At 57.9% G+C, this 18,729-nt stretch carries 14 protein-coding genes; 5 read left to right on the forward strand and 9 right to left on the reverse strand.

Annotated elements, in window-relative coordinates; all coding sequences use genetic code 11:
* Positions 1–104 precede the first annotated feature (104 nt).
* The 3 genes from HMPREF3178_RS11940 to HMPREF3178_RS11950 are packed head-to-tail and all read right to left on the reverse strand — an operon-like array spanning position 105 to position 4,733.
* Entirely contained in the window at positions 105–1,709 is a 1,605-nt protein-coding gene (locus HMPREF3178_RS11940; RefSeq protein ID WP_017145939.1) for a carbohydrate porin, read from the reverse strand.
* 43 nt (positions 1,710–1,752) lie between these two features.
* Entirely contained in the window at positions 1,753–3,135 is a 1,383-nt protein-coding gene (locus HMPREF3178_RS11945; protein ID WP_004101888.1) for a glycoside-pentoside-hexuronide (GPH):cation symporter, read from the reverse strand.
* A gap of 26 nt (positions 3,136–3,161) precedes the next feature.
* Positions 3,162–4,733, reverse strand: coding sequence for an alpha-L-rhamnosidase-related protein (locus HMPREF3178_RS11950; protein WP_004101890.1), 1,572 nt, complete (start codon positions 4,731–4,733; stop codon positions 3,162–3,164).
* A 203-nt stretch (positions 4,734–4,936) separates the two neighbouring features.
* Between HMPREF3178_RS11950 and HMPREF3178_RS11955 the strand changes: the two genes are divergently transcribed.
* The gene (locus HMPREF3178_RS11955; protein WP_004101892.1) at positions 4,937–5,761 is read left to right on the forward strand and encodes a helix-turn-helix domain-containing protein; all 825 of its coding nucleotides are present in this window, start codon (positions 4,937–4,939) and stop codon (positions 5,759–5,761) included.
* A 157-nt stretch (positions 5,762–5,918) separates the two neighbouring features.
* Here HMPREF3178_RS11955 and HMPREF3178_RS11960 read toward each other — a convergent pair whose 3' ends face one another.
* Positions 5,919–6,500, reverse strand: a complete 582-nt coding sequence (locus HMPREF3178_RS11960) for a flavin reductase family protein (RefSeq protein WP_004112829.1) — start codon at positions 6,498–6,500, stop codon at positions 5,919–5,921.
* Between the two features lie 213 nt (positions 6,501–6,713).
* Here HMPREF3178_RS11960 and HMPREF3178_RS11965 point away from each other — a divergent pair, with 213 nt between their 5' ends.
* From HMPREF3178_RS11965 to nhoA, 4 genes are all read left to right on the forward strand, one after another.
* Positions 6,714–7,415 carry an ABC transporter ATP-binding protein gene (locus tag HMPREF3178_RS11965; protein WP_017145938.1) on the forward strand — a complete coding sequence of 234 codons (702 nt, stop codon included), beginning with the start codon at positions 6,714–6,716 and terminating at the stop codon, positions 7,413–7,415.
* Positions 7,412–8,380 (forward strand): ABC transporter substrate-binding protein, encoded by a 969-nt coding sequence (locus tag HMPREF3178_RS11970; protein WP_017145937.1) that lies wholly within the window; start codon positions 7,412–7,414, stop codon positions 8,378–8,380. The genes HMPREF3178_RS11965 and HMPREF3178_RS11970 overlap by 4 nt, the downstream gene beginning before the upstream one ends.
* A gap of 156 nt (positions 8,381–8,536) precedes the next feature.
* Positions 8,537–10,192 carry an ABC transporter permease gene (locus tag HMPREF3178_RS11975; protein WP_017145936.1) on the forward strand — a complete coding sequence of 552 codons (1,656 nt, stop codon included), beginning with the start codon at positions 8,537–8,539 and terminating at the stop codon, positions 10,190–10,192.
* A 76-nt stretch (positions 10,193–10,268) separates the two neighbouring features.
* Positions 10,269–11,114, forward strand: a complete 846-nt coding sequence (gene nhoA, locus HMPREF3178_RS11980; RefSeq protein WP_004112839.1) for an N-hydroxyarylamine O-acetyltransferase — start codon at positions 10,269–10,271, stop codon at positions 11,112–11,114.
* 240 nt (positions 11,115–11,354) lie between these two features.
* Here nhoA and HMPREF3178_RS11985 read toward each other — a convergent pair whose 3' ends face one another.
* From HMPREF3178_RS11985 to HMPREF3178_RS12005, 5 genes are all read right to left on the reverse strand, one after another.
* The gene (locus tag HMPREF3178_RS11985; protein WP_004101900.1) at positions 11,355–11,702 is read right to left on the reverse strand and encodes a hypothetical protein; all 348 of its coding nucleotides are present in this window, start codon (positions 11,700–11,702) and stop codon (positions 11,355–11,357) included.
* A 368-nt stretch (positions 11,703–12,070) separates the two neighbouring features.
* The gene (narI, locus tag HMPREF3178_RS11990; RefSeq protein ID WP_017145935.1) at positions 12,071–12,751 is read right to left on the reverse strand and encodes a respiratory nitrate reductase subunit gamma; all 681 of its coding nucleotides are present in this window, start codon (positions 12,749–12,751) and stop codon (positions 12,071–12,073) included.
* Positions 12,748–13,443, reverse strand: a complete 696-nt coding sequence (narW, locus tag HMPREF3178_RS11995; protein WP_017145934.1) for a nitrate reductase molybdenum cofactor assembly chaperone — start codon at positions 13,441–13,443, stop codon at positions 12,748–12,750. The genes narI and narW overlap by 4 nt, the downstream gene beginning before the upstream one ends.
* On the reverse strand, positions 13,443–14,987 hold the full coding sequence (gene narH / locus HMPREF3178_RS12000) for a nitrate reductase subunit beta (RefSeq protein WP_017145933.1): 1,545 nt from the start codon (positions 14,985–14,987) through the stop codon (positions 13,443–13,445). Before narH ends, narW begins: the two co-directional genes overlap by 1 nt.
* On the reverse strand, positions 14,984–18,724 hold the full coding sequence (locus HMPREF3178_RS12005; RefSeq protein ID WP_004101904.1) for a nitrate reductase subunit alpha: 3,741 nt from the start codon (positions 18,722–18,724) through the stop codon (positions 14,984–14,986). The genes narH and HMPREF3178_RS12005 overlap by 4 nt, the downstream gene beginning before the upstream one ends.
* Positions 18,725–18,729: the final 5 nt, after the last annotated feature.

The following is an 18,729-nucleotide window of genomic DNA, read 5'->3' on the forward strand; positions in this document are numbered from 1 at the left end:
ATGCTGCGCATCTGTCCGGGCTACGCGTTCTCAGCGGTCTGCGGTCCGGTAGCCCGGGCAGGCGCTGTGCGCCGCCCCCGGGAAGAGGTGCCAGGGCTGATGTATTAAAACCAAATCTCCGTCTGCACGCCAAAGTTCCAGTTTCCTCCGGCGGTAAAGCCTTTACTGCCGAAATCATCGTTGATCGCATAACGATCCAGGTCTTTATCCCAATTCATCCACGTGACAAAGAAACGTATCTCCGGCCTCGCTTTGATATCAAACACATCGCCAACTTTGAACGTCGGGGCGAAGGTCAGCTTGTAAAAATCGCCGCTCACCGCCTGGTATTGATGCACGCCGCTGTCGTAGCGATAGGTTCGGCCGTTGGGATTCAGGTCCATATATTGCCAGGACGCCTCGTATAGCAGGGCGAAGTTGCGGGTGATGCCCTGGGAAACCCGCAGGTTAAAGGTTGCCCAATCGTAGCGGTCGCCATCGCGGTAGCGATCTTCACTATGCTGGGCGATAACCGATGGTGCAAGCTGCCAGTTTTTCCCCAACGGCAAAATGCCGTAGGACGCAAAACGCAGGGACTTAGCGTTCTCGGTAAGATCGCCATCGCTGCCGGGCTGGCGCGCCTCGGCGCCCAGCCCGCCGCCGTACTGCAGGGCGCTCTCCGATACGCCCGGCGCGAGGCCATAGAATTGCTGTTTGTCGTGATACGCCAGCATCGCGTAGTAGCCGTGTTTCGCCGTATTATCGCTGCGCAGAGCGTAACTGCCGGTGGTCGAGGTATTATCTTTCAGGTCATCATTGCCCTGGGCGGTCATCGCCGTGGTCATCAGCTGCCAGTTGTTCCAGAAGTGGTTGGCGGTGAACATCAGGTTCTGTATATCGTTATCCTGGTAGTTATCGCTACCCAGATCGCCGAAGTTACGCGCATAGACCGAGTAATCGCCGCGCAGCGTATCACCCCACATCACGTCATTGATCCCGCCGCCGGTACCGCCGAGGAACATAATATCGCTATCGGTAAAGTGGATATCGAAATTATCGCGGTCGAAACGCTTGCCCGCCCAGATGGAAGCGCTCCTGAACGGCCCGGAAAAATCGGCGAAATTGCCCATCTCGACGTACAGCTGACGCACGTTCATGTGGTGGCTGTCGTTATCCTGTACCCATGGATCCGGGTTGGTTGCCCCGTCGGCAAGCATGGTTTTAAAGTGCGCCCATGACCCGTCGCTGAAGGTCATTTTTTTGCCGAAGCTGAGCTCCACGTAGTTATCTTTCTCGTTGCCGAGACGGCCAACGTGGGCATCGCCGTTGAGCGAACTGGCCGGGGAGACACCCGGGCCGCCGCGCGCGCCTTTACCATGGCTGTCAACCAGCATCCCGGAGCGCGCGTAGGCGTTGAACTCGAAGCCATCGCTGAGGCTGCTTTTCGCCAGCTGTTTGTCAGCAGCCTGCTGCTTTTGCTCGGTCGCTGCGGTGCGCTGACTGAGGGTCTGCACCTGCTTTTCCGCTGCCGCCGCGCGTTGTTCCGCGGCGCTGGTGCGCAGCTCCGCCTGCTGCGCCCGACGTTTGGCCTCTCCGGCCTCCTGCTCCGCATGATTAAGCCGGGCCTCCAGCTGCGCTAGCCGTTGTTCGACGGTGAGCGGGGCCGCACTCGCGCCGTAAGCCGAAAAAAGGGCGCAGCAAACCGCTGCGCTAATCAAAGAGATACGCATATCAATCCTTATTTTTTCAGAGGTATGTAGGGGGTGCTGCGCCTTACAGGGCGTGGTTTTCTCCAGCAACGGACGATGGGTTCGACGGCGCACGGCGTCCAGCGTCAAGGTCGGCGCGGATCTGCTCGTACTGGTCGTCGAGTCGGTAGAAGCGACCAATCCACAGCATTGAAGCCACAATCAGCAGCGCCGGGATATAGAGGTAGCAGGCTTTTATCGCCAGCATCGCGCCGTCGCTTTGCGTCTGGTTAGCGATATAACCGCCGGATGAGAGCAGGACCCCGGTAATGGCTCCCGCGCCCGCCATCGCCACCTTGCCAAGAAAGCCGTTGATAGAGGTCAAAATGCCGGCGGTATTGATGCCGGTTTTCCATACTCCGTAATCCACCGGATCGGCTTGCATAGAGAAGTAAATTGCCGTGCGCTGTCCGGCGCCAAGCGAGAGTACGACCGCTCCGGCAACCAGACCCCAGCTGTTAACGCCTGCCGCCATCATCATGCCCATGCCGACCAGGTTGATCGCGCTGGCGACCAGATAGACGTGGCGCTTTTTCATCCGGCTGGCGAGCAGCGGAACGGTGAGGGTACCCAGCAGAGGAACGAAGGTGGAGATCCCGGCGACGATCGCCGTGAGATCGTTATTACCGACGTAATAATGGAAGAAGTAGACCAGCGCCCCGGTCTGGAAGAAAAACGCGCCCCACATCAGGAAAATATTGATGGCGAAGACGAACCACGGTCGGTTGGCGCGCAGGCTGACCCAGGCGCGTTTTAAGGTCATGCGCTCCTGAGTAATACTGATATTTTCCTTAACGTTCCGGAAGCTCACCAGCAGAAAAAAGGTGGCAATAACGCCGAAAATCACCGCCGTATAGAAGAAGCCGTGCTCCTGATTGCCTTTCCCCAGCGCGCCAACCAGCGGCAGAGTGGCGACCGCGACAATAGTCGCGCCGAGCGAGCCGAGCAGAATGCGCACCGCCGACAGCGTCGTGCGCTCCCGCGAGTCGTTCGTCAGAAACGGCAGCATGGCGCAGAATGGAATATTAACGAGGGTATAGAGAAACGACAGACACAGATAGGTGACAAAAGCGTAGATCAGCTTACCGGTAGTGCCAAAATCAGGCACGTAAAAGGCCAGAATACACAGCAGTCCGAAGGGGATCGCGCCAATCAGCAGATACGGACGGCAGCGCCCCCAGCGGGTGGCGGTATTGTCGATAACCAGCCCCATTAGCACGTCGGCAACGCCATCCACCAGGCGCGTCACGAGGAACATCAGGCCTACGTAATAAGCGGGCAGGCCCATCACATCGGTGTAAAAGAACATCAGATAAAGAGAGATCATCTGCCACACAAGGTTGCAGGAGAGGTCGGCGATGCCATAGCCAAGGCGCTGCCGCCAAAGGGTAAAGGTTGTTTCTGCCATAAAAGTAAACTCGCTTATCGTTGTTGTTAAAGTCCGTACTGGCGAATAAACCAGGCCGGGGTGCAGCTCCACGCATGGCAATAACTGTTTATCAGCTTGCTGCCATAAGGGGAAAAATCAGGATGCGCCGGGTCGAAGATTTCCCAGAAGGTATCGGCACCGTAGTCGACCATTGCTCCCCAGTAGGCTTTGATCTGCGCAATAGCGTCGTCGCGCAGCCCGCACTGCAGAAGGGCGGCAATATAGTGGTGACGCAGGTATGGCGTGTTCATGGCGATCGCGGGGGGATTTTGCTCCAGATTATGCATGATCTCCCGGCGCTGCTGAGGAGTACCGACTTCCGCCAGTACCAGCCAGATTTGCGATGCCCATGAGACCTGCCGCTGCTCGCCGCTGATGTAGAAGCCTTGCTGCTCGTCCCATAAGACATCGAGGGCCGCAGCTTTAAGCTGCTGTAAACGCTGGCGATAGCTGACGGCCAGCTCAGGTTCGAAACGCTCGGCCAGCCAGACGGCGCGCTGCAGGCAGTAAATCAGCACGCCCTGCGCTGCAGCCTGTTTATTCAGCGATGCCTGCCAGTCGATAAACACCCACCAGTCGTCGCTATCGCGCACAACCCCGTAGGCGTCGCAGCGTTTCAGCGCCAGTTCAATCTGACGACGGGCCGTGGGCCACAGCTCGCGGGCCGTAGCAATATCCTCCGCGCTTTGCAGATAGTTGTAGAGAACGTCAACAAAAAATAGAGAATAATCAAAAAGAAAGGTATCGTCAGCAATGACATCCGGCTGCACGAACACGTTGGCCGATACCATACCGTCCTCACGAGTATGCCCGGCGAAAAGGTACAGGCAGCGGCGTACTAAATCGTGACGGGCGAAGGTCACATCGTTCACCAGCGCCTGCAAACGTAAATCGCCGAGCCACAGGCGGCGGTCGCGTTTGGGGCCATCCTCAAACACCTCCTGCATGCAGTTTTGCAGGGTCAGAACGGCAACGCTGTCGATGGCCTTGAGCTGCGGGTCGGCGGTTGTCGCTGCCGGGCATGCGCCGCTGGCGGAGGTAACGGCATTCACCTGAATCTGGTTGAACTGCAGACGAAACTTGCGCGACACGGCTTTGACCTCCACCTTCAGATAGCGGAAGCAGTAGCGGCGCGGCAGATCAACTTCGGCCGGCAGGACATCAAGCCACAGATCCTGCTGCTGCAGCCAGCTGCTGCTTAGCCAGCCCTGGTAATCGCTGAACGGCTCACACACTTCGCTCAGCGTTTCGCCGAAGGTGAACTGCAGATGGGCCGGAGCGTCCGGTGGGCTCCCGACGCTCTGACAGAGAAAATGCAGGTAGCCAACAAAGTGGCTGCCAAAATCAATAATGACGCTATCGCCGCTGCTCAGCTCGCGCTGGTAAAACGCGGCCGGGGAACTTACCGGTTCGGCGCGCCAGCCAAACAGCGCCGTGGCGTCGGCGTGGGCTTCCACCACGGCGATCGGCGGGTACGCCTGGCGGCGTAGCGCGGGCCGGAGCGTCTCGGCGGTGCGTAGAAAATCCGGGTGGCGGGTCATCGAGACCTGAGAATTATGCTGAATTGCCTGTGACATACTGCGTCCTCTGTATTTATTTGTCCGCAGCATAAGATGCCGGCCCCGGGGGTAACCACTCTGGCAATGCCAATGCATTTGCCAGATTGGCACTGATAATGAGATGGGCGGGTTGCCGATCACAATTCCAAAAATCTTGCTCGTGGCGGTCGGGAAAATGCATTATCTTGCCTCTGCGCCGTATGCCGTTTTGGACTTTATAGATGATGATGTTGACCGTTGAGTATTATTTCACCCATCCGCAGGATAAGCTGGGCATGTACGCCAGCGATCCGGAAGATAATAGCCATGAACATAGTCATGAATTTGCTGAGCTGGTGATCGTTGAGGAAGGGCACGGTTTACATGTTATTAATGGCAGACCACTATATATTCAACAGGGCGACGTTTTTTACGTTCAGCCGGGTGACGTTCATTATTATGATGAGCTAGGGACGCTTAAGTTAATTAATGTGCTGATTAACCCGTTGGTAGGGTTTCATTATTTACAGCCTCTCGATACTTTATTACAGACTTTCTCTGCGCAGAATGCGTCCTGCTACGGTTGGCTGGCGCCGGACACCCGCCATATCTGCAAGGAACTGGTGGATAAGATATTTTCTGCCGAGCTGCGGCAGGGGCAAAATATTGCCCTGCGCGAAGCCGCGTTTTTCCAGCTGGTGACGACGATTCTGCATGCCGAAACCGAAGCCGAATATAGCACCACTAAATATAAGCTGCATAAATTGCTGACCTGGCTACAGGAGCACTGTTTTGAAGATCATAACTGGCAGCAGCTGGCGGAGAAATTCCATCTGACCACGCGTACCGCTTTTCGCCATATTAAAGAGGCGACGGGATTGACGCCGGATAATTATTTAAAGCGTCTGCGCTTAGTTTCGGCGCGCGTAAAATTACGCGAGACCGATATGACGATTACCGAAGTGGCTTATCTATGCGGCTTTGCCAACAGTAATCACTTTACCACTTTATATAAAAAGGTTTTTGGCCTGACTCCCAGCGAAGACCGGCGGCGTTTGCTGCGCTAGTACACCTGCCGGAGGCGATGCTGCGCATCTGTTTGGGCTACGCGTTCTCAGCGGTCTGGGGCCCGGTAGCCCGGGCAGGCGCTGCGCGCCGCCCCCGGGAGAGACGAGCAGGGTGGTGAAGAATTGCCCCGGAGGCGATGCTGCGCATCTGTCCGGGCTACTCTTCTGGCGTATTGGCGCGGACGTGGCGGCCGCTGGCGACAAAGTTGCCGGTGCCGAGATGATGGAGGGTATTGATCTTATCATCGTCGAACTGCCAGCGTCCGGTGACAAACGCGCGTTCGTCGGCGGCGGCGGAAACCACTTCGCCAAACAGCGTATCGTACTGCTCCTGAGCCGCCGTTGCCGGCAGCAGTCGGCACTCCATCCACGCCAGACACTTTTCTTCAATCAGCGGCAATCCCAGCTCCGGGCCTTGCACCACCGGAATACCGTAAGCGTTAAATTTATCCTCATCGCGTCCGCTGATGCTGCCGACCGCGTAGGTCCAGCTGGCGGCCTCGACGCCCGGGACGACGATGCCGAACGTGCCGTTGCGCTCAATAATTTCCCGCGTCCAGGCGCTTTTATCCACCACGATAGCCAGCCGCGGCGGGGCGAACTCCACCGGCATCGACCATGCGGCGGCCATAACGTTGCGGCGCTGAGTATGGGCGTCGTAGCTGGTTATTAAAATCGTTGGGCCATGGTTGAGCAGGCGACTGGCGTACTGGAGTTCCACGTGGCGAAAACGGCTCATATGCGTTCCTTGGTAAATGGGTCTGATGCCAGACAACACGTTAATCCGCAATGAAAATGTAATCAATACGTCATCAAGGCTCCCTATAGTCGGCGTCACTAAGTCCCAAAGAGGATAACAATATGTTAGCTCCCCTGTCTTTGACACAGGTGAGCGCGCGCCGGCGGATGTTGACCGCCGGCAGAGCCACGCTTTCCCAACGGGAGGGCGAAAATGCGCGCGCTTACCAGCATTAAGCTTGACGGCGTTTCTTTCGCCTTCGGCGCCAACACCGTCCTTAATCAGATCGATCTGCATATCGATGCGGGCAGCATCGTGGCGCTGCTCGGGCCTTCTGGCTGCGGCAAAAGCACGCTGCTGCGCCTGCTCGCCGGATTAACCGTACCCGCCAGCGGCAGCATTCACTTCGGCGATCGGCTGGTGGCGAAAGCCGGCTGGGGTATGCCGCCGGAGCAGCGCGATCTCGGCATGGTCTTCCAGGATTACGCCCTGTGGCCGCATATGACGGCGGCGCAGAACGTGGCTTTCCCGCTGCGCATGCGCGGCATCGGGCACAAGGAACGACAGCGACGGGTCGAGGAGGCGCTGGCAATGGTCGGTCTCAGCGGCTTCGCCGAGCGTAAACCGTCGGGCCTTTCCGGCGGACAGCAGCAGCGCGTTGCCCTGGCCCGCGCCATCGTCGCAGAACCGCGCGTGCTGCTGTTCGATGAGCCGCTCTCCAATCTCGACAGCGAGCTGCGCGAGTCGCTGTGTCTCGAAATGAGCCGCCTGCTGCGCCAGCTGGGCATCACTGCCGTCTACGTCACCCACGACCGTCGCGAAGCCGAGCTGCTGGCCGACAAGATTATTCATTTATCTGCGGGCTGCGTTGCCGCTGTCCGCGCCGTGACTTCAACCTCAGGGGAATCCGTATGAAAACCGTTATCACCGTTACCAAAGGAGCCGCGCTCGCGATGATGCTGTCCGCCACCACGATCTCCTGCGCCCACGCGCTCACCGTCTACACCGCCGGGCCGGGCTCGCTGGCGAAAAGCCTCGCCAGCGGTTATGAGAAGAAAACCGGGGTGAAGGTGAATATATTTCAGGCCACCACCGGTAAGGTGATGGCGCGTCTTGAGGCCGAGCAGGCTAACCCGCAGGCAGATGTGCTGATTTCCGCCTCGTGGGATACCGCGGAAGATTTGCATCACCGCGGCTGGCTGCTGCCGTATCAGAGCGCCAATGCCGATAAAGTCCCGGTGAACCTGAAATCCGCCGATTACGTTGCCCAGGGGATTTCGGCGCTGGGGATCGTCTGGAATACCAAAAGCGGCACTCCGGAGCCGAAAGAGTGGCGCGACCTGACCGAAGCGGCGTTCAAAGACAAAGTGACGACGCCGGACCCGGCGCTTTCCGGCGCATCGCTGGATTTGCTGATCGGGTTACAGAATGGCATGGGCGACCAGGCCTGGGCGCTGTTTAAAGACTTGAAGAAGAATGGCATGGCGGTCAGCGGGCCGAATGCCCAGGCGGTAACGCCGGTGATGCAGGGAGCGAAAGCGGCGGTATTCGGCGCGGTTGATTATGTCTCTTACGGCAATATTCATCAGGGCGAGTCGCTAAAGGTGATTTTCCCGGCCAGCGGCACGGTGATTGCGCCGCGGCCAATGATGATCCTCAAAACCAGCCCGCATGCTGACGATGCAAAGGCCTTTATTGATTATGTGCTGTCGCCGGAAGGCCAGGCGCTGGTCGCCGACGCCTGGCTTATGCCCGCCCGCAGCGATATTCCGGCGAAGCGTCCGCTGCTCAACGAACTGAAAATTCTGCCGACCGCCGGCGAAGGCACTAGCGAACGTAGTGCGGTGCTTTCCCGCTTTAATACGCTTTTCGCCCAGTAAACCGACTTTTCCCCAAGCTGCGAAAGTTGGTTCGGGCACATTCCCCGGAGGCGGCGCTGGCGCGCCTGTCGGGGCTACCGGACTGTAAACGGCCGTGATTTTGTAGCCCGGCTAAGCGCAGCGCGAGCCGGGTAAGATCGTATCCAGGAATATATCGTGAAACAGAGACTTATTTCAGCGGGCACGCTGGCGGCACTGCTGGTGCTGGTGGCGTTGCCGCTGCTCTTTATCGTCCTCCAGGCGATTTTTCCCCGGTTTAGCGCCGGCTCGCTGAGCGGCGCGTTTAGCGGCGTGTCAACACTGATTGCCGACCCGCAGCTGCCTACGATGCTCGGCGGCACCCTGTGGGTGGCCTGCGGCGTGGCGCTGATGAGCGTGGTCATCGGTCTACCGCTGGGCGTCGTGCGCGGATTGTTTACTATCCCGCTGCCGCGGCTGTGGGATCTGCTCTTTCTGATCCCCTTTCTGACGCCGCCCTATATTGCCGCGCTGTCGTGGATGCTGATGCTGCAAAGTCATGGCTATCTGCAGCAGCTGACCGGCTGGGATCTTAACGATCTGCTTTTTAGCCGCATCGGGATCGTGCTGGTGATGACCCTCAATATCTTTCCGGTGGTCTACTTTGCCGTCTCGCGCAGCCTGTTGGCCAGCGGTCAGCGGCTGGCGATTGTCGCCCGGGTGCACGGCGCCAGCGCCTGGCGTGCGTTCTGGTACATCACGCTGCCGATGCTTTCGCCGGCGCTGGCGGCGGGGATGCTGTTGGCGTTTACCCTGGCGATTGAGGAATACGGCGTTCCGGCGGCCCTCGGGTCGCGGGCGGGGCTGGTCATGCTGACCGTAGGCATTGAGAAAAAGCTTGCCGACTGGCCCGTCGATCTGCCCGGCGCATCGCTGCTGTCGCTGCTGCTGATCGCGGTGGCGCTGCTGGCCTGGTGGCTGCAAAAACGGCTGACTGGCGGTAAAGAGGTTACCAGCGTCACCGGCAAACCGGGAGAGAATAGCGGGGCGGAGCTGGGCTGGCTGGCGCTTCCGGCGATGCTAGTGATGGCGGGCGTCGGTGGGCTGGCGGTGGTGCTGCCTGGCGCATCGATGGTGTTGACCAGCCTGATGAGCACGCTGTCGGGCGGTATTCATGCTGACAACGTTACCTTTCGCCATTTTGCTGCGCTGTTTACCCAGCAGGGCGATGCGCTGTCGGCGCTGGCAACCAGCCTTTCGCTGGCGCTGGCTTCGGCTGGGGTTGTTGGGCTGGTGGGGCTGCTCGCCGCCTGGCTGGTTGTGGTGCAAAAAATCAAGGGGAGCGCGATAGTCGATGCCTTATCGCTGCTGCCGGCGGCGCTGCCGGGCGTGGTGGTAGGCGTCGGGTTGATTCTGTTGTGGAATCAGCCGTTCTGGCCGCTTTCCCCCTACAACAGCTGGTTTATGCTGCTGCTCTCCTACAGTTGTCTGCTGCTGCCCTGGCCGGTACGCTACGTCGGCAGCGCGCTGCGCCAGCTTGGCAATAATCTTGAGCCTGCGGCAAGGGTACATGGGGCGACGGCCCTGCAGGCGCTGCGTCTGATCGTTCTGCCGCTGGTCTTCCCGGCGCTGCTGGCGGCGATGCTGATGGTGTTCGCCGTCGCCTCCCGCGAGCTGGTAACTTCGCTGCTGCTCGCGCCAGCCGGGACGCAAACCGTCGCGGTGTTTATCTGGCGCCAGTTTGAGCAGGGCTCGGCGGGGCAGGGAATGGCAATGGCGTCGCTGACGCTGCTTACCGGTCTCGGGCTGATGCTCAGCGCGCTGTCGCTGATGCAGCGAGGCACGCGCGGATAAATGCGATCGCACAAAATAGCTGGTCAGGCGGGAAAAACAGGCTATAAATGTCGGACACCGATTGCTGGAGGCATTGATGAGTCCCTTTTTAAGCGCCTATTTTTCTCGTCTGGGCTGGACGGGCACCCCGGGTGTTTCACTTAATACCCTGCGCGAATTGCATATTCACCATAACGGCGCGATCCCCTTTGAAAATCTGGATGTGCTGCTGCCAAGAGAGATACATCTCGACGATCGCACCCTGGAAGATAAGCTGATTCACGGTCGTCGCGGCGGTTACTGCTTCGAGCAAAACGGCCTGCTGGAGAGAGCGCTGCGCGAAATTGGTTTCAATGTGCGCAGCCTTCTGGGCCGCGTGGTGCTGGCCAATCCGCCGCATATGCCGCCGCGTACCCATCGGCTGCTGCTGGTGGACGTGGAGGGCGAACGCTGGATTGCTGACGTTGGTTTCGGCGGCCAGACCCTGACCGCGCCGATCAAGCTGCTGGCCGATGTGGAACAAGCGACCCCGCACGGTGAGTATCGCCTGATCTACGAAGGGGAAGAGTGGACCCTGCAGTTCAGCCATCACGGCCACTGGCAGTCGATGTACCATTTTGACTTAGGTCGCCAGTACGCTTCCGACTATGTGATGGGCAACTTCTGGTCAGCGCACTGGCCGCAGTCGCACTTCCGCCATCATCTGCTGATGTGCCGCCACTTACCGGATGGCGGCAAGATGACGCTGACCAATTTCCACTTTACCCATTGGGATAAAAACCATGTGGTCGAAAAGCGGGATTTAGCGGATGTTCCGGCGCTGTATGAAGCGCTGCAAACGCGTTTTGGCCTCGGCGTGGATGATGCCAAATATGGCTTCAGCGAAGCGGAACTGGCGGCAGTGATGGCGGCGTTTGATACCCATCCCGAAGCCGGAAAGTAGAGCCGGGGAAAGCGTTAAAAACAGCTATTTTAAGTGACAGAGTCAGGTTAAATGAATCATTGAAACCTGACTCTGTGAAATTGTTTGTGCCCATAATGCTTCACTTAGGGCGAGCCTGTCAGGCGGAGATAAATGCCATGTATAATCGAACGTCAAGCTGCTGATTTTGTAATGGTCTGGCAACCCTTCATTGTGTTCTACGAATATATTGTTTCTTTTCGATACGAGGCTGTGGAGATTTCACAGGTGTTGTTTTAATATCAGGTAAGTGATTAAAATATACCCAAGGTTAAAAACCAGTTTGTATCCTCCAGCGACTGTCGATTGATGCTGCATGAAACACTTAAGAGGTTGTTTATGCAGGTTGTCTTTATTGTATTTTTGATGGAAGGAGCCCATCTTTTCCACACCGGATTCAATCAGTGAAAATATAACAAAATAGATGAAAACATACCCTGCAGCTAAAAAACATAAATCGGCAAGGAGTGGGTTGAGAGGATTGTAACCTAATTGCACTCTAATATAAGTGAGTAATAAAAAACCAACTATTCCGAAGGCAATTCGGTAGAATTTGCGCTGTGTCTTCATCTTTCCTCACGGAAATTTTCGTTTTTACGCCAACAAATGCGTGTCTATTGTTTACTGTGTTCGAAGTGCGATTCGTTGATTCTTCAATAATGCTTCTCGCTGCAATGCGGGTTATACAAATCAAAGTCAATAAACTAAGTTTGTGATGCTCTTTCGCCAGACGATCAGCTCAAAGCTACTATACCTTATTGGATTGGGGATAATTGACAATTCAGAAAAGCACTCGGCATAAGGTAAAAGCGAAAGTCTACTGAAGATACCGCCGAGCGCGTCGATAACCGGAAACTGGTGTAGCGTTTAAAGTGGGTTTTAGGCTGCCTTTCTCCCTCTCCCCGCTTGCGGGGAGAGGGTTGGGGTGAGGATAAGACTCAGCGTCTTGAACGTACCACCTGGTAGCGGCGGGTGAAATATTCAAACGGCGCGCTCCAGACGTGAACCAGACGGGTGAACGGGAACAGCAGGAAAATCGTCATTCCCAGTACCAGATGTACGCGGAAAACAAAGGCGACACCGCTGAGCATTTCAGACGAGCCGCCGCGGAAGGTCACGATGCCTTGCGCCCAGCCGACCAGCTTCATCATTTCACTGCCGTCAGGATACTGCGCCGAAAAAGGAATCGTGCTCAGCCCGAGCAGGCACTGAATCAACAGAATGCTCATGATGATGATATCCGGGGTGGTCGAGGTCGCGCGAACGCGCTGGTTGGTCAAACGACGCCAGAGCAAACCGGCGCCGCCGATCAGCGTCAGGACGCCGCAGACGCCGCCGAGCACCATCGCCATCTGCTGCTTGACCGCAATCGGTAAAAACCAGGCATACACCCAGTGCGGCGTTAACATGCCGAACAGATGGCCAAAGAAAATGCCGAGTATGCCGATATGAAAAAGATTCGACCAGATCACCATCCCGCGTTTATCGAGCATCTGGCTGGAGGAGGCGCGCCAGGTGTACTGACCGTAGTCATAGCGCAGCCAGCTGCCGAGAAAAAAGACCGTCGCGCAGATGTAGGGGTAGATGTCGTAAAAAAAGACGTTCAGGTACTGTATCATTTCGGGCCTCCCGCGCTGACGTCGACGTACTGCGGCGCCACGTCCTGGCTAAAGCGTCGTTGATATTGCTGTAACGGTGAGCTGTCACAGGTTGTGGCGTTATCTTCGATAAATTTCACCTGTTCTTCTTCCCAGACCGCATCCAGCGCCTGCCGGGTATCATCACGGGACTCGTTGTTAACCTGCTGCGTGACACTGTCACTTGAGAGGGGGCTCCCGGCGAGGCTCAGCAGGGCGTCAAACAGCGGATACCACGCTACCTCGCGCTGCTTGAGCCGCCCGCCCAGCAGCGCCAGAATCGGCGCGACGTTTTGCAGCCCCTCACGCGCTTCGTTTTCCGGCAGGATGCTGAGGTATTCCAGATACAGCGGCAGATGGTCTGGAAGTTCGCGACAGTTTAGCTGTAGACCCGCTTTTTCATACTGAGCGAGCAGATCGACCATTGCCTGGCCGCGATCGCGGGACTCGGCGTGCACGTGTTCAAACAGCAGCAGCGACGTAGCGCGGCCCCGGTCGAACACTTCGCACCATTCGGCCTGCTTATCCAGCAGCGGAGCATTCAGCATTTCCGCGACGAAGTCGTTGAGCATGGGGGCGTCGTGCCGCACCATGGCCAGCACCTCCTCCTTGCACTGCCAAAGAAACTCATCCGGGTACTCCATCAGCAGGCCGATCGCTTTGAGGATTTGCATTATTCCCCCTCCGCTTTATCGCGTACTTCGGTGATGTTGATGGCATCGATACGGCTACTGTTGAACAGGTTGAATTTGGTGTCGGAGCCGTGGCAGCCGTCGCCAAAGGTAAAGCCGCAGCCGTTGCGCTCGGGGAAAGCGTCGCGCGCCATTTCGCGGTGGCTGGTCGGGATCACGAAACGGTCTTCATAGTTGGCGATCGCCAGATAGCGGTACATCTCCTCGACCTGTTCAACGCTTAAGCCCACTTCCTCGATGGCGCGGGTATCCGTGACGCCTTCCACCGTTTGCGAGCGCATGTAATGACGCATCGCCATCATGCGCTTCAGCGCGCGCAACACCGGGCCGGTATCGCCCGCGCTGAGCATATTGGCGAGATACTGTACCGGAATACGCAGGCTTTCGATGGCCGGAAGCACGCCGTCGCTTTTCGGCAGGCCGCCGGCGTCGGCGTAGGACTGAATCGGCGACAGCGGCGGCACGTACCAGACCATTGGCAGGGTGCGGTATTCCGGATGTAGCGGAAGCGCCAGCTTCCAGTCCATCGCCATTTTGTACACCGGCGAGCTCTGGGCGGCATCAATCACGTTTTGTGGAATCCCCTGTTTCAGCGCTTCTTCAATCACCGCCGGGTCGTGGGGATTGAGGAACACCTCGCACTGCCGCTCATAGAGATCGGTTTCGCGCTCGGTGCTGGCGGCCTCTTCAATGCGATCCGCGTCGTATAACAACACGCCGAGATAGCGGATACGCCCCACGCAGGTTTCCGAACAGACGGTGGGCTGTCCGGATTCGATACGCGGGTAGCAGAAGATGCATTTTTCCGATTTACCGCTTTTCCAGTTGAAGTAGATTTTTTTGTACGGGCAGCCGCTGATGCACAGACGCCAGCCGCGGCATTTATCCTGGTCGATCAGCACGATGCCGTCTTCTTCACGCTTGTAGATGGCGCCGCTCGGGCAGGTGGCGACGCAGCTCGGATTCAGGCAGTGCTCGCACAGGCGCGGCAGATACATCATGAAGGTGTTTTCAAACTGGCCGTACATCTCCTTCTGAATCTTGTCGAAGTTACGGTCGCGGGCGCGCTTTTCAAACTCGCCGCCGAGCAGCTCTTCCCAGTTGGGCCCCCAGATGATTTTATCCATCCGCTTACCATCGATAAGCGAGCGCGGACGGGCGGTGGGCAAATGTTTCCCCTCCGGCGCGTTGTGCAGGTGCTGATAATCAAAGGTAAAAGGCTCATAATAATCGTCGATTTGCGGTATCACCGGATTGGCGAAGATTTTGGTGATGACGCCCATTCTGCCGCCCAGACGCGGGCGTATTTTGCCATTAACGTCGCGCACCCAGCCGCCTTCCCACACCTCCTGGTCTTCCCAGTTTTTTGGATAACCGATGCCTGGTTTGGTTTCGACGTTGTTAAACCAGGCGTATTCCATTCCTTCACGTCCGGTCCAGACGTTTTTACAGGTGACGGAACAGGTGTGGCAGCCGATGCATTTATCAAGATTGAGAACCATGCCGACCTGTGAGCGTATTTTCATTTTTTCGCCTCCTGTATCCCGTCGCGACCTTCGTCATCCAGCCAGTCAATATTTTTCATTTTGCGTATCATGATGAACTCATCGCGATTGGAGCCGACGGTGCCGTAATAGTTGAAACCGTAAGCCAGCTGGGCGTAGCCGCCAATCATATGGGTCGGTTTCGGGCACACGCGGGTCACCGAGTTATGGATCCCGCCGCGCCGTCCGGTGACTTCCGAGCCCGGAATATTCATCAGACGCTCCTGCGCGTGGTACATCATGGTCATCCCCGGCGGTACGCGCTGGCTGACCACCGCGCGAGCGGTGAGCGCGCCGTTGGCGTTAAAGGCCTCGATCCAGTCGTTATCTTCAATCCCCAGTTCGCGAGCATCGGTTTCGCTGATCCACACGATCGGCCCGCCGCGCGACAGGGTTAGCATCAGCAGGTTTTCGCTGTAGGTGGAGTGAATGCCCCATTTCTGGTGCGGCGTCAGAAAGTTGAGCGCTTTTTCAGGAAAGCCGTTAGGCGGGATCGCTTTCATCTGGCTGACGCTGCGGGTGTCAATGGGCGGACGATAGACCACCAGGCTTTCGCCAAAGGCGCGCATCCAGGGGTGATCCTGATAGAGCTGCTGGCGGCCGGAAAGGGTGCGCCAGGGGATCAGCTCGTGGACGTTGGTATAGCCGGCGTTGTACGACACATGCTCGCTCTCGAGGCCGGACCAGGTCGGGCTGGAGATAATTTTGCGCGGCTGGGCCTGAATGTCGCGGAAGCGGATTTTTTCATCCTCTTTATTCAGCGCCAGGTGCGTGTGCTCGCGGCCGGTAAATTCGCCGAGCGCTTGCCAGGCTTTGACCGCCACCTGGCCATTGGTTTCCGGGGCGAGGGCGAGGATCACTTCCGAGGCGTCGATGGCGGTGTCGATGCGCGGGCGGCCTTTAGCCGGGCCATCCAGCTTGACGTAGTTGAGCTTACCGAGGAAATCGACCTCGTTCTGGGTGTTCCAGGTGATGCCTTTACCGCCGTTGCCGAGTTTGTCGAGCAGCGGGCCGAGGGAGGTAAAGCGCTCATAGGTCGCCGGATAATCGCGCTCAACCACGGCAATCGACGGCGCGGTTTTACCCGGCGTCAGCTCGCATTCGCCTTTCCGCCAGTCCAGCACGTCAAAGGGCTGAGAGAGTTCCGCCGGGGAGTCATGCTGCAGCGGCACCAGCACCACGTCGGTCTCTTTATCGAGGTGGCCGACGCAGACTTCAGAGAAGGTTCTGGCGATATCTTTGTAAATTTCCCAGTCGCTTTTCGCCTCCCACGCCGGGTCAACGGCGGCGGAGAGCGGGTGAATAAAGGGATGCATATCCGAGGTGTTCATATCGTCTTTTTCGTACCAGGTGGCGGTTGGCAGAACGATATCGGAGAACAGACAGGTGCTGGACATGCGAAAGTCGAGCGTCACCAGCAGGTCGAGTTTGCCCTCAATGGCCGCGGTTTGCCACTCCACCTCTTCCGGCTTCACCTCATCGGTAGCCCCCAGCTCTTCGCCCTGAATACCGCTGTCGGTCCCCAGCAGGTATTTGAGCATATACTCATGGCCCTTGCCGGAAGAGCCCAGCAGGTTTGAGCGCCAGATAAACAGATTACGCGGATGGTTTTTGCCGTTATCCGGCTGTTCGCAGGCGAAGCGGATCTCGCCGGACTTCAGCGCCCGGGCGGTGTAGTCGGCGGGGGGCAGTCCGGCTGCGGCGGCCTGCGCCTTGATGGTCAGTGGGTTAACCCCCAGCTGCGGCGCGGAAGGCAGCCAGCCCATGCGCTCGGCGCGAACGTTAAAATCGATCAGATGGCCGCTGAATTGGCTGGCGTCGGCCAGCGGCGACAGCAGCTCCCGGGCGGTCAGCTTTTCATAGCGCCACTGGCTGGCGTGATTGTAAAAAAAGGAGGTGCTGTTCATCTGGCGCGGCGGACGATTCCAGTCCAGCGCGAACGCCAGCGGCAGCCAGCCGGTTTGCGGACGCAGTTTCTCCTGGCCGACATAGTGCGACCAGCCGCCGCCGCTCTGGCCGACGCAGCCGCAGAACACCAGCATATTGATCATCCCACGGTAGTTCATATCCATGTGGTACCAGTGGTTGACGCCGGCGCCGAGAATAATCATCGATCGTCCGTGGGTTTTATGCGCGGTATCGGCGAACTCGCGGGCGATCTGCTCGATGTGCTGGCGCGGGACGCCGGTGATCTGTTCGGCCCACGCCGGGGTATAGGCTTTCATTTCGCCAAAGTCCCTGGCGGCGCTGGGGTCGTCTAAACCGCGATCGAGCCCGTAGTTAGCGAGGATGAGATCATAAACACTGACCACCAGTCCCGTTTCGCCATTGGCCAGCGGGAGGTGTTTAACCGGTAGCTGGTGCAGGGTGACCGGATCCTGCTTAACGCTGCGAAAGTGCGGGTTTTCGTTGCCGCCGAAGTAGGGAAAGCCCACCGTCACCACGTCGTCACGGCTATCCAGCAGCGATAGTTTGAGTTCAATGGTTTGCCCGGCGGCCTGCTGTTCGAGGTTCCACTTGCCTTTCTCTCCCCAGCGGAAGCCAATCGAACCGTTGGGCGCCACCAGTTCACCTGCGCTGTTGTACGCGACGGTTTTCCACTCCGGGTTGTTGCTTTCGCCCAAATCGTCGACCAGATCGGCGGCGCGGACCATCCTGCCGGGAACGTAGAAACCCTCCTCGCGGCGCTCAAGCATCACCAGCATCGGCATATCGGTATAGGTGCGACAGTAGTTGAGGAAATAGTCGCTGGGATTATCAAGGTGAAACGTTTTGAGGATCACATGGCCCATTGCCATCGCCAGCGCGCTGTCGGTGCCCTGTTTCGGCGCCAGCCACTGATCGCTGAGTTTGGCAACTTCCGAAAAATCCGGAGTAATCGCGATGGTTTTGGTGCCCTTATAGCGCACTTCGGTAAAAAAATGGGCGTCCGGCGTTCGGGTCTGTGGGACGTTTGAGCCCCAGGCGATGATATAGCTTGAGTTATACCAGTCGGCGGATTCAGGGACATCGGTTTGCTCACCCCAGGTCATCGGCGAGGCGGGGGGAAGGTCGCAGTACCAGTCGTAGAAGCTCAGACAGGTGCCGCCAAGCAGCGACAGATAGCGGGTACCCGCGGCGTAAGAGACCATCGACATCGCCGGGATCGGCGAAAAGCCCGCCACCCGGTCCGGCCCGTAGTTTTTGATGGTCCAGACGTTGGCGGCGGCAATCAGCTGATTCAGCTCTTTCCAGCTTGAGCGGATAAACCCGCCTTTGCCGCGTACCTGCTTGTAGCTGAGGGTTTTAACCGGGTCCTGCATAATGCTATCCCACGCCTGCACCGGATCGGCGTGCTGAGCCAGCGCTTCGCGCCACAGCGCAATCAGCCGCTTGCGCACCAGCGGATACTTCAGACGGTTGGCGCTGTAAAGGTACCAGGAGTAGCTCGCGCCGCGCGGGCAGCCGCGGGGTTCGTGGTTGGGCAGATCCGGGCGGGTTCGCGGGTAGTCTGTTTGCTGGGTTTCCCAGGTGACCAGACCGTTTTTGACGTAAATCTTCCAGCTGCATGAGCCCGTACAGTTCACGCCGTGGGTTGAGCGGACGATTTTGTCGAACTGCCAGCGCTGCCGATAGCTGTCTTCCCAGTCGCGGTTGGTGTTGTATACCTGGCCGTGACCGTTGGCAAAGCTCTCGCCTTTTTGTTTAAAGTAGCGAAAGCGATCCAGTAGTTTACTCATGACAT

The organism is Klebsiella sp. HMSC09D12, assembly GCF_001808475.1.
In the GTDB taxonomy this organism is placed as follows: domain Bacteria; phylum Pseudomonadota; class Gammaproteobacteria; order Enterobacterales; family Enterobacteriaceae; genus Klebsiella; species Klebsiella oxytoca.

What these genes read in the sequence shown, in the direction of transcription:
- HMPREF3178_RS11940 (WP_017145939.1), bottom strand. Translation starts at nt 1,709, where the DNA reads ATGCGTATCTCTTTGATTAGCGCAGCGGTTTGCTGCGCCCTTTTTTCG.
- HMPREF3178_RS11945 (WP_004101888.1), bottom strand. Translation starts at nt 3,135, where the DNA reads ATGGCAGAAACAACCTTTACCCTTTGGCGGCAGCGCCTTGGCTATGGC.
- HMPREF3178_RS11950 (WP_004101890.1), bottom strand. Translation starts at nt 4,733, where the DNA reads ATGTCACAGGCAATTCAGCATAATTCTCAGGTCTCGATGACCCGCCAC.
- HMPREF3178_RS11955 (WP_004101892.1), top strand. Translation starts at nt 4,937, where the DNA reads ATGATGATGTTGACCGTTGAGTATTATTTCACCCATCCGCAGGATAAG.
- HMPREF3178_RS11960 (WP_004112829.1), bottom strand. Translation starts at nt 6,500, where the DNA reads ATGAGCCGTTTTCGCCACGTGGAACTCCAGTACGCCAGTCGCCTGCTC.
- HMPREF3178_RS11965 (WP_017145938.1), top strand. Translation starts at nt 6,714, where the DNA reads ATGCGCGCGCTTACCAGCATTAAGCTTGACGGCGTTTCTTTCGCCTTC.
- HMPREF3178_RS11970 (WP_017145937.1), top strand. Translation starts at nt 7,412, where the DNA reads ATGAAAACCGTTATCACCGTTACCAAAGGAGCCGCGCTCGCGATGATG.
- nhoA (WP_004112839.1), top strand. Translation starts at nt 10,269, where the DNA reads ATGAGTCCCTTTTTAAGCGCCTATTTTTCTCGTCTGGGCTGGACGGGC.
- HMPREF3178_RS11985 (WP_004101900.1), bottom strand. Translation starts at nt 11,702, where the DNA reads ATGAAGACACAGCGCAAATTCTACCGAATTGCCTTCGGAATAGTTGGT.
- narI (WP_017145935.1), bottom strand. Translation starts at nt 12,751, where the DNA reads ATGATACAGTACCTGAACGTCTTTTTTTACGACATCTACCCCTACATC.
- narW (WP_017145934.1), bottom strand. Translation starts at nt 13,443, where the DNA reads ATGCAAATCCTCAAAGCGATCGGCCTGCTGATGGAGTACCCGGATGAG.
- narH (WP_017145933.1), bottom strand. Translation starts at nt 14,987, where the DNA reads ATGAAAATACGCTCACAGGTCGGCATGGTTCTCAATCTTGATAAATGC.
- HMPREF3178_RS12005 (WP_004101904.1), bottom strand. Translation starts at nt 18,724, where the DNA reads ATGAGTAAACTACTGGATCGCTTTCGCTACTTTAAACAAAAAGGCGAG.